The 14,174-nt window shown below is 42.4% G+C and carries 10 protein-coding genes and 1 pseudogene; all 11 read right to left on the bottom strand.

Annotation, left to right across the window (positions count from 1 at the left end):
* Window positions 1-125 precede the first annotated feature (125 nt).
* Window positions 126-968 (bottom strand): annotated as a pseudogene (gene aroF / locus FNW02_RS13495) (3-deoxy-7-phosphoheptulonate synthase); the annotation flags it as partial.
* Window positions 969-1,094: 126 nt separating this feature from the next.
* The gene (gene trpD, locus FNW02_RS13490) at window positions 1,095-2,243 is read right to left on the bottom strand and encodes an anthranilate phosphoribosyltransferase (protein ID WP_191758043.1); all 1,149 of its coding nucleotides are present in this window, start codon (window positions 2,241-2,243) and stop codon (window positions 1,095-1,097) included.
* Window positions 2,244-2,283: 40 nt separating this feature from the next.
* On the bottom strand, window positions 2,284-3,513 hold the full coding sequence (gene trpB, locus FNW02_RS13485; RefSeq protein WP_191758042.1) for a tryptophan synthase subunit beta: 1,230 nt from the start codon (window positions 3,511-3,513) through the stop codon (window positions 2,284-2,286).
* Between the two features lie 177 nt (window positions 3,514-3,690).
* A complete protein-coding gene (trpA, locus tag FNW02_RS13480; protein WP_191758041.1) occupies window positions 3,691-4,518 on the bottom strand; it encodes a tryptophan synthase subunit alpha in 828 nt (275 codons plus the stop codon).
* Between the two features lie 120 nt (window positions 4,519-4,638).
* Window positions 4,639-5,484, bottom strand: coding sequence for an indole-3-glycerol phosphate synthase TrpC (gene trpC, locus FNW02_RS13475; RefSeq protein ID WP_191758040.1), 846 nt, complete (start codon window positions 5,482-5,484; stop codon window positions 4,639-4,641).
* 97 nt (window positions 5,485-5,581) lie between these two features.
* On the bottom strand, window positions 5,582-7,804 hold the full coding sequence (locus FNW02_RS13470) for an anthranilate synthase (RefSeq protein WP_191758039.1): 2,223 nt from the start codon (window positions 7,802-7,804) through the stop codon (window positions 5,582-5,584).
* A 379-nt stretch (window positions 7,805-8,183) separates the two neighbouring features.
* Complete coding sequence (locus tag FNW02_RS13465) at window positions 8,184-9,569, bottom strand: alkaline phosphatase family protein (RefSeq protein ID WP_191758038.1); 1,386 nt, start codon at window positions 9,567-9,569, stop codon at window positions 8,184-8,186.
* Between the two features lie 121 nt (window positions 9,570-9,690).
* A complete protein-coding gene (locus tag FNW02_RS13460; protein ID WP_191758037.1) occupies window positions 9,691-10,974 on the bottom strand; it encodes a 3-dehydroquinate synthase in 1,284 nt (427 codons plus the stop codon).
* Entirely contained in the window at window positions 10,968-11,612 is a 645-nt protein-coding gene (locus FNW02_RS13455) for a DsbA family oxidoreductase (protein WP_191758036.1), read from the bottom strand. Before FNW02_RS13455 ends, FNW02_RS13460 begins: the two co-directional genes overlap by 7 nt.
* Window positions 11,613-11,732: 120 nt before the next feature.
* A complete protein-coding gene (gene tyrA, locus FNW02_RS13450) occupies window positions 11,733-12,788 on the bottom strand; it encodes a bifunctional chorismate mutase/prephenate dehydrogenase (RefSeq protein ID WP_191758035.1) in 1,056 nt (351 codons plus the stop codon).
* A gap of 156 nt (window positions 12,789-12,944) precedes the next feature.
* Window positions 12,945-14,117, bottom strand: a complete 1,173-nt coding sequence (scyF, locus tag FNW02_RS13445) for a scytonemin biosynthesis PEP-CTERM protein ScyF (protein ID WP_191758034.1) — start codon at window positions 14,115-14,117, stop codon at window positions 12,945-12,947.
* Window positions 14,118-14,174 lie beyond the last annotated feature (57 nt).

Below are 14,174 nucleotides of genomic sequence, written 5' to 3'. Positions count from 1 at the left end.
GACCATTTGCTCGACACCTTTATTTCAACGTTAGGACTCTCGCCGACTATAATTAAATCCCATCCTAACTACCAAAACCTACGGTCTTACGGCGTTATTACCGCCTAATTTTGTCCGGAGTATTGATGACTAGGATCAATCATAATTGGCAGGTGAGTGAGCGATCGCAATACTGGAAGTACTGATAAATCTAAAGTATTGCGGGCATATTTGCCGTCAAAAGTTCTAATTCCGCGTTCACAAAGAATCACATTGGGATTTCCTGATGCCAAGATATATTCTGCTGCCATCAGCCACTCGTCAATTGTGGCAGACATACCGCGCTTGAGTAGTACAGGTTTATCTTGAGCGCCTACCTTCTTCAGCAACGAGAAGTTATGCATATTTCGCGCTCCCACTTGGATCACATCAGCTACTCTGGCTACTGCTGTTAAATCGGCAGTATCCATAACTTCTGTGATGATACCCAAACCTGTAACTTCACGCGCTGCTGCCAATAAATCCAAAGCACTCTCACCATGTCCTTGAAACGCATAAGGTGAAGTCCGAGGTTTGTAAGCTCCCCCACGCAGAAACTTTGCTCCTGCTGCTTTAACCCGCTTTGCTGTCTCCACAATCATCTCTTCGTTCTCGACAGAGCAAGGCCCAGCCACTACCACCAAAGGATGATGTTCTCCGAAATAGACGCGACCATTAGGTGTGGGTACAACAACTTCGCTGGCTTCTCCATGTCGGAATTCTCGACTAACCCGCTTGAAAGGTTTTTCCACGCGCAATACTTCCTCAATCCAAGGACTAAACTTCTGAATTTGCAACCGATCAAGGGTTGCAGTTTCGCCAATCATTCCGAGAACAACTTTATGTTTGCCAACGCTTTTTTCTACTTTTACTCCCCAAGCGTCACTCAGTTCTTTGCTCAGCCGAGTAACTTCATCAGCAGGCGTACCGCTCTTAAGTACTACAATCATTTTCTTTTCCTGTATTGTTTAATTAGTTAGCTATTAGCGCTGGTGGTCTATCACAGTAATTTTGATAGTCATACGTGTTTGTAGTAAGGACTTTAGTCCTTGATTTTTTAAGCACTAAAGTGCTTACTACGAACCTAGTAAAAATTTGGCGAGCTGTTCTAGCTTTGCCCAAGCTGCGCCACTTTGCAGAATTTCTTGAGCAAGGGCAATATCTTTAACACAACCTGCCAAAATATCCGTTTCCCTATTAGTGTTTTCACTAACTTGGAGTGCTAAGGCTGTGTTTAAAGCGACTACATCCTGCTGTGCTTGAGTGCCTTTACCTTGGAGAACTGCCTTCAAAATTTCGGCATTTTCTTGGACATCTCCACCTCGTAACGCTGTAGTTGGTGCAGAATCCAAGCCTAGTTCTTGAGGATTGAGTGTGATGCAACGTACTTTTTCTTGCTGAAGCACAGCCAAATCAGTGATATCTGCTAAACCAGCCTCATCTAACCTTTCCCTTCCGTGAAGTGCGATCGCTTGGCGGCATCCTAATTGTGATAAAGCTTGAGCGATCGTCTCTAGCAAAAGTGGGTCGTTCACACCGATAATTTGTCCTGTTGGTCGCATCGGATTAACTAGCGGGCCAAGCAGGTTAAAAATAGTACGCACTTTTAAAGTTTTCCGCAAAGCCGCAACTGCTTTCAGCGCCGGATGCCAGCCTGGAGCAAACAAAAAGGTGATTCCGACTTCCTCTACAGCAACTTGCACTTTCTCAGGACTAGCGTTGAGATTTATACCCAAAGCTTCCAACACATCCGCAGAACCAGCCTTACTAGATGCGGAACGATTACCGTGTTTAGCAACCTTTACCCCTGCTGCTGCGGCAACAAAAGCAACAGCAGTGGAAATATTAAAGGTTGAAGCACCATCTCCGCCAGTTCCGCAGGTATCAATTAGAGTGCTGAGTTGAGAGTGCTGAGGAGCCAGTGCGTTGCGGGGGTTTCCCCCGTTGTGGCAACTAGCGTTGCTGAGTGAGGAAGATTGAGCTTGCAAGACGCTAGCCATGCCAACTAATTCTTCTGCTGATACGCCTTTGGCTTGAATAGCTGTTAAGATTGCCCCCGATAATACCGGAGGAATTGCATCTTGGAGCCAACCTTGCATCAAATCCCCAGCTTGAGAGGTAGAGAGCGATCGCCGATCAAGCAATTGTTGTAATATAACCGGCCAATCGTAAGAGTCAGAAATGAGAGGGATTCTATCAGGTGGAGTTTGAGTTACAACTGTCATATTAATCAATGACAAAGGACAAATGACTAATGACAAAGGACTAATGACTAATGACTTTCGCCACAGTTTGCACATCCTTGTCACCTCTACCAGAGCAATTGATCACAATGCGAGGACTACCATCGAGTTGAGGGCAGAGGGTTTCTAGATAGGCGATCGCATGAGCGGTTTCTAAAGCTGGGATAATCCCTTCTAGCCGCGAAAGTCTTTGAAATGCTTCTAGCGCCTGTTTATCAGTCACGCTGTAATACTCAGCACGACCAAGATCCTTTAAATAACTATGCTCAGGCCCAACGCCAGGATAGTCCAGCCCCGCACTAATCGAATGAGCTTCAATTACTTGACCATCGTCATCTTGGAGTAAATAGCTCATTGCACCATGCAATACACCTATTCGTCCTTTTGTCAATGTTGCAGCGTGCTTTTCTGTATTCACACCTTCACCCGCAGCCTCGACTCCAACTAGACGCACAGATGTTTCATGCACAAACTCATGGAACAATCCGATCGCATTGGAACCGCCGCCAACACACGCCAGAAGAATATCTGGTAATCCTCCCCATTTCTCTTGGCATTGAGAGCGAGTTTCTTTACCGATTACCGCATGGAAATCACGCACAATCATCGGGTATGGATGAGGCCCAGCAACAGAACCCAGGATATAATGAGTTGTTTCTACATTTGTCACCCAGTCCCGAATTGCCTCAGAGGTTGCATCCTTGAGAGTTCCCGTCCCCGCCTCAACTGGACGAACTTCCGCCCCCATCAGCTTCATCCGAAACACATTCAGGGCTTGCCGTTCCATATCGTGGACGCCCATGTAAATCACACAGTCTAAACCAAATCGCGCACACACAGTTGCAGTCGCAACCCCGTGTTGGCCAGCACCCGTCTCTGCAATAATCCGCTGCTTACCCATACGCTTGGCTAGCAACACCTGAGCCAAAGCATTATTAATCTTGTGAGCACCTGTATGATTTAAATCTTCACGCTTTAAATAAATCTGCGCTCCCGTGCCATCTGGTCTAGCATAATGCGTTGTCAGGCGTTCAGCAAAATATAAAGGGCTGGGACGGCCTACATAATCCCGGAGTAAATTTTGTAATTCAGCTTGGAAACTCGCCTCATTGCGATATTGCTCAAATGCAGTTTCCAACTCACTTAATGCAGGCATCAAGGTTTCTGGGACGTACTTTCCACCGAATCTACCAAATCTGCCCAAAGAGTCGGGATGCACAGTTGCAGTATTGATGTCTTGTATACTTACCACAGTTTAAAATCCTTTTATGTTCAAGTATCTTTTCTTGGCGCTCTTGGCGTCTTGGCGGTTCGTTACTCTTCTCTATAAGAGGCTGCGCTAACATCGAACCGCAGAGGCGCAGAGGGCACAGAGATAGAAGGTTAAGGAGGTATTTATTTTCAAGAATTTTTACCCACTTTGAAAGGGTTACTTAACAGAACCAACCTGTTGCAAAGATGCAGGAGTAATTGCTACTTTAAGTTCTTTACAAAGTTGCTCTACAGCTTGCAGTCCTTGAATTGGGCTACCTTCAGCTAAGCGTTTGACAAAGGCACTACCAACAATTACCGCATCTGCACCCCATTCCATTACTTGATGTGCTTGTTCTGGATCTGAGATACCAAAGCCAACACCAATGGGTTTATCGGTGACACTCCGCAAATCCTTTACTAAATGCTTTACGCGTTCTTGGAGTTGAGAACGCATACCTGTAACACCTGTTACGCTTACCAGGTAAATAAATCCCTGAGATTGACGAGCGATCGCTTCAATTCTATCCTGAGAACTGGTAGGAGCTACGAGCAAAATTACTTCAATTCCGAAACTGGCAGCGGTATGTATTAATTCTTCTGCCTCTTCTAAGGGTAAATCTGGTACTACCAACCCTCGCGCCCCAGCTGTAGCAATAGACGCTAAAAACGGCTTAATACCCCGGTGCAAAATTGGATTGTAGTAGGTAAATAAAATTATCGGCGCTTTCAGGCTGGGACTCACAGTTTGCAACATCTCTAGCACTTGCTCTAATTTTGTGCCTTTGTGTAAGGCGCGAGTTGCTGCGGCTTGAATCACAGGCCCATCTGCCAAAGGATCGGAGTAGGGAATACCCAACTCGATAAAGTCAGCACCATTGCGATCTAAGATGCGTAAAGCCTTGGCAGTAGTTTCTAAGTTAGGATCGCCAGCTGTGATAAAAGGAATCAAAGCACACTGTTGGCGAGTGCGTAAAGTTTGAAAGTAATCGGAGATAGAAGTCATCCTGAAAAATAGTTAATGGTTTATTAACAACTTTGGAATAATCAAAAATTAGCAATTACAGCAGAAACCCTGTAGAGACGTTACATCTACGGTCTCTACATGTAACGTCTTTGAGGTTCATCAGCCAGCCTTTAAACTCCCCGCAATGTGACTCCCCAAAAGATTACGTACAGCTTGCTCTATATCACTTTGTTTAATCAAAGACTCTCCTACCAAAACCGCACGAGCACCAGCCTCAGCCACAATAGATAAATCAGCTGGTGTATATAGTCCAGACTCACTGACAACGGTGATATCCATTTGCAATTGTTGTTGCCGTGCTAAAAGTTGCTGTGTGGTTGCTAAATCAACTGTAAAATCTTCAAGATTACGATTGTTGATTCCTACTAAACGTAAGCCATCAAGCTGTAACACTCGATCTAGTTCAGTCAAGGTATGGACTTCCACCAGCGCAGTCATTCCCAAGTCGTGAATCAAGTGCAAAAAATTCTGGAGTTCTTGATCACAAAGGATAGCAGCAATCAATAATACAGCATCCGCACCCGCCGTCCGTGCTAGATAAATTTGGTAAGGGTCAATGATGAATTCCTTACACAGTAGGGGTAATGCTACCTGCGATCGCACAGCCCGCAGATTATCAAAACTGCCTTGAAAGAACTTTTGGTCAGTAAGAATTGATAAACAAGCTGCACCACCTCGTTCATAAGCTTGAGCGATCGCTACTGGCTCAAAATCCTCGCGGATCACACCACGACTCGGTGATGCTTTTTTAACTTCGGCAATTAAGCTGGGTTGACTAGAATTCTGCTGCAAAGCCGTCAAGAAATTCCGCACATTCGGAGCAGCAGTTAACTGTTGTTGTAAAGAAGTTAAAGGCAGTTCTTGCTGCATTTGGGCAACTTCTTGCTTTTTATGCCACACAATTTCTTCAAGAATGTGGCGCGGTGAGGCAATTTGTTTATTCATAATTTATTAAAGGGAGGGAGGAGCGGAGGGCAGAGGTGCAGGGGAGCACAGAGTGCAGGGGAAGGAAGAATGATTAATAACCCTTAACTTCTGCCTCCTATCTCCTATCTCCTATCTCCTGTCTCCTATCTCCTATCTCCTGATTCTCAGCATATACACGCACAACATTTTTAATAATTGCTAGTCCGACTTCTCCTGCTAGAGTCATGATTGATTCTGGATGAAATTGAACACCAGCTATAGGAAGTGTTTGATGCTCAATGCCCATAATTACATCGTCCTCGGATATTGCCGTCACCTTGAGTTCTGCCGGCAAGTGTTGTGGTAGGGCAAACAATGAATGATATCTACCAACTGTAAAGGATTCTGGTAAGTCTTTAAATAGAACGGAATCTGAATCGGTGACAAAAATCCGCGAAGATTTACCATGTTGGGGATAGTCGAGAACTCCTAATTCTCCACCAAAAGCCTCTACAATGCTTTGCAATCCTAGACAAACGCCAAAAATGGGAATTTTGCGATGAATCAGGGCGGCAATAGTCTCTGCAACCCGAAAATCACTTGGTCTACCAGGGCCAGGAGACAAGACAACTAAGTCAGGACGTTCGGTGTCGAATAGCGATTCTGAGAAGCCATGACGTAGTGTTGTAACGTTGATACCAGTTTGGCGAATGTAATTAGCTAATGTATGCACGAATGAATCTTCGTAGTCTATTAGTAAGACGCGTTTGCCAGGTTTAATATTTGGGATAGATTTGATTGTTTTTATTGAACTAAGCTCGTTAGTTCTTTCACTTGTTTGCTTTGCACGACGAATCGTTTCAAATAGTGCAGCAGCTTTAGTGATTGTTTCTTGTTCTTCTGCTTGTGGGATTGAGTCATAAAGAACAGTAGCACCGACTCGCACTTGAGCAATTGAATCTTTTAAGCGAATTGTTCGTAGGATTAATCCGGTGTTTAGATTGCCATTAAAGTTTAAATAGCCAACTGCTCCACCATACCAACGTCGAGCACTACGTTCATACTGTTCAATAAAATCTATTGCTGCTCTTTTTGGTGCGCCGGTGACTGTAACTGCCCAAGTATGACTTAAAAATGCATCTAAAGCATCAAATTGCGATCGCAATGTACCTTCAACATGATCTACTGTATGGATCAAGTGACTATATAATTCAATTTGACGACGACCAATAACTCGTACTGAACCCGGTTCACAAATTCGAGATTTGTCGTTACGATCTACGTCGGTACACATTGTCAACTCAGCTTCGTCTTTATGTGAGTTGAGTAACTGACGAATTTGAGCAGCATCATCAAGAGCATCTTGTCCCCGCGTAATAGTACCACTAATTGGACAAGTTTCTACCCGTCTACCCTCAACCCGCACGAACATTTCTGGAGATGCTCCAATCAAATATTCTCCGCCTAGATTAAAGATAAAACCATAAGGACTAGGATTGATTTGCTTTAAGATTTCAAATAGTTTGCTAGGTTGTTCTTCGCAGGGTTCAAAAAAGTTTTGACTAGGAACTACTTCAAATAAATCGCCTCGTCGGAAATAATCAAGTGCAAATTCAACTTGTTCGGCATATTCGCCTATTTCATGGTCTGCGGTTTGCTTTGGTACAAGACGCTTTCCTCGATAATCAACAGATTCACCTGTTCGAGGCAGATTATTAGTGCTACCATGCGCTGTTTCAAATTCATATTGCAGACGAAATGCGCGTTGCAAATAGTAGTCAACAACTATGAGTTCGTCAGGGAGATAAAGCACCAAATCTCGCTGATCTTGAGGGCGTTCTAAATGCTGAGGAATTGGCTCAAACTGAAAAACTAAGTCATAACCAAAAGCACCATACAACCCTAGATGCTCATCTTCTTGACTAGAGAAAGTATATAGAATTTCGCGGACAACTGTAAATACTGAAGGTTGTTGGCTACGTTCTTCTTCGGCAAAAAACTGTTGTGCGGGTTTAACAAATCCGGCGATATCATCATTTTCTTGGGTGACATCCTGAAGTTGTTTTGAGCAGGATAGACGCTCTAAAAGCAATGGCAAAAGTACTCTACCGCGCTCATTTAAGGCTGTTAAAATAAAAGCGTTTTCTTGTGTTGTCAACTCTAGTGGTGGATTGACAAATCCGATCGCCCACCTCTTATATCTTCCTGGATATTCGTAGCTACTCTTTAGCAAGCCACCACGTTGAGAATTTAGGTAGAACAGAATCTCTTCGATGGCAGTGTCTATCTTAACTTCTCTGCTGGAGCGTGAGATACGCACACCAGCAAGAGTTGTATAGGAATGAGAATTAATAATCATGGGTATCTCTAGAATAGCTATTAGTCATTAAACTCAAGAGTTATTAATCATTGTTAGTAGTAAATTTTGAGCAGAGGACAAATTTAGTCAATTTGATGTCAATATAATTAAGTCTGTCTCAAACCTTATAAATACTAGGTTTGATGTAATTAAAAGTCTTTACTAAGTTCTTATCTGAAGTTTACTAGATGTGAATCAATTATTACATGAACAATTTTTAGATCAAGGTATCAATTTATTGGCTTTTTATACATCTTTCCTGGGATAATCCCGTAGAACGTTTTTTGGAATTTTCTGCTTCTTCCTGTGGTTATAGAATCAGGCATAATTTAGTCATAAACATTTATTAGCAAAATAATACAGCGAAAAAATACTGTTATTATTTATTACCATTTTCTATTAAGTGTCTGAGGATTAATTGACAAACATCAACTGCTTTTATAGACGACGAGTCAAGCAAGTGAGGTTGTTTGGTAATCAATAACGGCCCTTCGGTAGGAGAAGGCGGAATACAACCGTGAGATCCACGCACCAAAGAAGCATCCAAAGAAATAACATCCATCAAATAGCGAAACCCAAGCTGTTTCTTTAAAAGTGTGAGACCAATTTTGGCTTGGGGAAATTTGATTTGAGGGTCAAGGAAAAGTTCTACAGGATCGTAACCAGGTTTGCGATGGATATCTACAGTTCTGGCAAAATCGGGAGCGCGTTCATCATTAAGCCAGTAATAATAAGTAAACCAAGCATCTGACTGCGCGATCGCTACTAACTCTCCTGATCTAGAATGATCCAAATGATGGGCTGACTTTTCAGCATCGTCTAAAACATAAGCAACACCCTCAACCTCTTCTAGAAGCGATCGCACCTTGGTAATATAGTGTGGATCATTAACATAAACATGAGCAATTTGATGATCGGCAACAGCAAATGCTTTGCTCGCAGCTGGATCAAGCAGTTCTCGTCCTAGTTCAACGCGCACCGTTAGCAAACCTTTTTGGCGCAGTATCCGATTTATGTGGACGGGTTTGGATACTGATGTAATTCCGTATTCTGATAAGACGATGACTTGAGCGCCTCGTTTTTCATAATATTGAATCAAATCGCGACAAACTGCATCAATTTCCTGCAAATCCTTCGCTATTTTATTAACATCTGAGCCGTATTTTTGTAAACAGTAATCTAGATGCGGTAGATAGACGAGTGTCAAAGTTGGGTTAGAACGTTCTTCAAGCAATTTTGCTGATTCTGCAATCCATTGAGTAGAGCGAATCGATGTGTTAGGACCCCAAAAATTGAACAGAGGAAATTGACCTAGTTTATCTTGAAGTTGCGATCGCAATTTTTTGGGTTGTGTATAAATATCTGGGATTTTCCTACCATCGCTAAGATACATTGGTCGCGGGGTAACTGCATAGTTTACCGACGAGTACATGTTGTACCACCAAAATAAGTTAGCGCAGGTAAAGTTTGGATCTAGCGCTTTCGCCATTTCCCATATTTTGGGAGCCTGAACAAGTTTGTTAGACTGTCGCCAAAACTTAATTTCACACTCATCCCGAAAGTACCAACCATTAGCAACAATTCCATGCTCATCAGGCAACTTTCCTGTAAGATAAGTTACTTGCACTGTACAAGTAACAGCAGGTAACACGGGTGCGATCGGCACAATTTGCCCTTGTTCTGCCCAACTATAAAGAAAGGGCGTATGCTCACCTACAAGGCTAGATGTCAATCCTACTACGTTAAGAACAACAGTTTTTTGCATGAGAACGAACCGCCAAGGGCGCGAAGAAACCGAAGACCCAGATTAAATCTGACGCATCTTAATTACGAATTACGTTAGCGTAGCGGGGCGTAGCCCATTACGAATTACGAATTAGTATCTACTATGCATCTGCGGAAAATCTAAATGTTGGTTTGTATCGAAGTGGAGAATAATTTGTTTGTAAGCGTGTTAATACCGTCTGCCTATTTTTTACAAATTCGCGCAGTAGCGATATTGCTTGTTTGTACAAAGACACATCAACCTCGTGAACTTCAATTCCCTCTCCGATGCGTTGCAGCAGCGTCAGGGTCAATTCTCCACCCAAGTGTTCGCGGAACTCGGTCAAACCTCGGAATAAACAACGAGGATGTTCTAGTTGTGAAGACTGTTCGGCTAGTTCTGGTACGTACAATTTGAAACCCAGTGCAGATAATGTATTTAATATCCGTTGCCACTCTGACCAACTAAGCCGTTTTAGGAGATAAGAATAAGTACTATCTAAAGCGATACCGATCGCAACTGCTTCTCCATGACGTAAGCTGTAATTTGTCAAATGCTCTAGTTTATGCGCCGCCCAGTGACCAAAATCCAAGGGACGCGATGAACCCATTTCAAAAGGATCGCCGCTGTTGGCAATATGGTCTAGGTGTAATTGAGCGCAACGATAGATTAGCTGTTGCATGGTGTCCATATCTCGATGGACAAGGGCTGCGGTATGAGAGTGGATAAAAGCAAAGAAGTTGGCATCTTTAATTAATGCCACTTTGATGGCTTCGGCGATTCCAGAACGCCAGTCGCGATCGTCTAGAGTTGTTAAGAAAGCAGAATCATTTATAACCGCATAAGGTGGAGCGAATGTACCTAGAAAGTTCTTTTTACCAAAGGCGTTAATACCATTTTTTACTCCTATACCTGAATCATTTTGGGCTAACACTGTCGTCGGAATCCGAATCAGACGAATACCCCGGTGAGCAGTTGCAGCTGCATATCCTACTAAATCCAACACAGCCCCACCCCCTATAGCTAACAGGTAAGAGTGGCGACACAACCCAGCTGCATCAATCTGCTGATGAATCTGCTCAACTAAAGTGCGATCGTTTTTAGCAGCTTCCCCACCTGGAACTATGACCGGCTCAATAGCAAGTGTGAGTATTTCTGCATAAAACTTGGTATATGCTGCTAATTGCAATAACAAATCAGGACAGAACTGTAATAGTCCTGCATCTACAACTGCTACTATTTTCTTTGGTTTCGTCTCTCCATCTGCTGTAATTACTTGCGCTAACGTGGGATTTTTTAACTCAAAAAGATTATTAGTAAAGCAAATTTCGTAGTTGAAGCTAACCGAAACACTTTGATGTATTGGTTGCAGATTAAATTTACTTTTTTTGATATCTATCACCATATTTTTGCTGATTTTTCTGTAAGTGCGGCACGATTCAAAGCTTGAAGGAATACCTCCACAGAACCAGAACCATTTACCTGGACTTGATTATTGATGATAAAGAATGGCACGCTGGTAATACCTATCGACCGAGCAAACTGTGATTCAGCCACAATATCAACCAGAGTATTGTCACTCAATTGCAACCGTAATTCGGTAGGTTCCATTTGATAAGCTGTACCTATAGCAGTAAGAATGTTAATATCTCCAATGTTTAAACCATCTTCAAAATAAGCTTTATAAATTGCTTCTACAACATCATTTTTTCTATTTGCTGGTGCTAGATTAATTAGTCTGTGGGAGAGCTTAGTATTGACAGCCAAACGAATTTTGTCAAAATTTAGCTTGACTCCTGCTGCCTCACCTGCGCGTCGCGTGGAATCAAATAGATACTGTAGTTCTGCCGCTCCAATACCTTTTCTTTCTTGCATAAAGCTCCGAAATTCGTACCCAGAAGGCGGAACGGTATTATCAAGAAGAAAAGGATGCCAGCGGATAGTCACCGCTTTTTCTTGCCATTGTGCCAGTGCATCAAAAAGATGCTTTTTACCGATTCTGCACCAAGGGCAAACAGTATCATGAAATATGTCAATCAGCATAGTTTTTACTACTCAAATGCTGAGGTTTTATTGCAATAATTAAATTACTTTCGTAGAGGCGTTTCTTGTTAACAGCTTTTAGCAGGGAATGTATTTTCATGGTAACTACCCTGCCATTTATCATATAGGGAGCAGAGCGTTATAAGTAGTATCTTCAGGCATAGTTTGAAACTGAGGGAAAGAGCTTTGAGTCCCTTCAAACTCTTGAATTAGGGCGGCTCTATCTTTACTTGCTACTAGTCTTGCTAGGCGGCTGTAAGTATTAGCTAAAGAGCTAATTGCTTGACATCTTTCTTCTGTAGCTAGCATGATGTCAACACATAAGTGAGGGTTTTGAGAAAACAAACGTTTAAGAATGTCAATTTCTTGCCGATAACTGGGTGTAGACATTGTTAAACTGCGGTCTATATCAATTTTTGCTTGTGTTAAGAATACGCCAAGACTAAATCTACAGAAGTGTTGCGTTGCTTGAATAATTACCATCATTTGGTCATGTTCTTCAGGTGTGCAAACAATTAACTCTCCACCTTGACTTTTAATGAAGTCTAAGAGCCATTGAAATGAATCATCGTTTCGACCTGGACATACTACTACTTTCTGTCCTAAAAACGATTTTATATTTGGTCCAAACATAGGATGTAATCCCATTACAGACCCCGAATGGTGTTCGAGCATTGCTTGAGTTGGCTGAGTCTTGATACTTGTGATGTCGCATAAAGCTGTAGTTGGGGATAGATATTTAGCTGCACGTTTGATAACATCAACTGTTTGTTCAATTGGAACGCTAACTAATACTAGTTCTGCTTGATTTAATAATTGATCTGCATAATCCCAATCCTCTTGTTCAAGAACACTGACGTTATGACCTACCGCCGAAAGTTGCTCTCTAAATAATCTTCCCATCCGGCCATGTCCGCCGATGATGGTAACTTGTCGGGATTTGATATGATTTATTGATGTTGCAGGGGTAAGTGTGGCATAACAACCATTCACTAGACTTACCCAAACAGACTCAGGAATGCCAGCTTGAGCAAGTTCTTGAGCCACATCAGCAAGTTGTTCTTCAAAACAAGGAAGTTCTGATGTTGCTAATAATGATAGGCGATCGCTCAGTAAGGCAATCAAGTTTTGGTAAGTTTGTTTAAGCTTATCTGAATAAGAGGATTTCAAAGGCATTTTCCCTGTCCTCAATAGTGTCAAAACATAATGCTAGATAAGGAATGTGTAAGGCGATCGCATCAAAGACTAATGTTGTCTTAATACGAACTCCTTACATTGGTTTAAATAAAGTTTGAGGTTTGCTCTACTCTCAAAAAGAGACTAGTAAAGTAGTTATACAGCAGTTTTTGCTAGTTCTTTCTCTAAACTAATAGCTGTCTTTTTCTGTCTATTTTTTCGCATTTTCACAGCAGTAGTCCCAACTCCAAATAATACAAAACCTAAAGTTGAAGCTGGTTCTGGCACTGGGGCTGCGCCCTCTACGCTTAATACTTGAACGCGACCTTGGAAGAAATCGCCTACATACAACTTGCCATCTTTGTAGGTGGTGCCACCAGTCCAGTTAAATGTACCTGGTGTCAAGTCGAGGGGGTCGCCAAAGGGTGGCTCACCTAATTGAGGAGGTGTTGCTCCAGAAGGTTTACCAAATGCAGTCAAGAATTTACCGTTTTTATCGAATACTTGAACGCGGCTATTAATAGAATCAGCCACATAAATATTCTCAAACTCATCTACTTCTAAACCAATTGGCTGATTAAATTCTCCATTTCCATTACCTTGTTTACCAAATGTTAAGATAGATTTACCTTCTGGACTGAGTACCTGAACGCGGTTGTTAAACTGGTCACTCACAAAGAAGTTTCCACTAACTGGAGAGATTCTGATACCTGCTGGCCCTTGGAACTGTCCAGGTTCAGTACCAGTAGTACCAATTGAACTAATCAGCTCACCGTCTGGAGTGTATTTATTGATTTTGTCGCCGCTAAAATCACCCACATACACATTGCCTGTTTTATCAAATGTCACACCAGATGGCCCAAAGAAGGCTCTACCCTCTTTAAGACCACCAAATGAGCCAAATGATTTAACAAATTTACCTTTGGGATCGAAGACATTAACGCGATTATTAAAAACATCTCCTACATACAAATTCTTAGTTTGCGGAGAGATTCCTAGAGCTGCTGGCTCGTCAAATTCGCCAGGCCCTTTGCCACCCTTACCAATTGCTCCGATATATTTTCCCTTGGGGTTAAATACCTCGACCTTGTTACCAATGTTTGGGTTAAAACTGCCGTCTGGATTCAGACCGCGACCGTTACTGATTAAAGTATTCCCAGCGTCATCCACTTCTATGCCTTGAGGAACAAAGAGTTGACCAGGCCCAAAACCAGGGCTACCGATAGAGCGCTCGTAGGTTAAGGTTACAGACAAAGCTTGGGCAGCTGTTCCTAACACCATAAATCCGGCACCAAGAACGCCGATTGACAAATTTTTGACTAATTCCATGAGTTTGAAGTCCTAGTTGTATGAGCTATACTCTTCCTAGACTAATTTTGTCCCCAG

The sequence above is a fragment of the Komarekiella delphini-convector SJRDD-AB1 genome (genome assembly GCF_014831675.1).
Classification (GTDB): domain Bacteria; phylum Cyanobacteriota; class Cyanobacteriia; order Cyanobacteriales; family Nostocaceae; genus Komarekiella.
The sequence above is the reverse complement of the archived record's forward strand: the minus strand, read 5'-3'. Positions and strand labels throughout refer to the sequence as shown.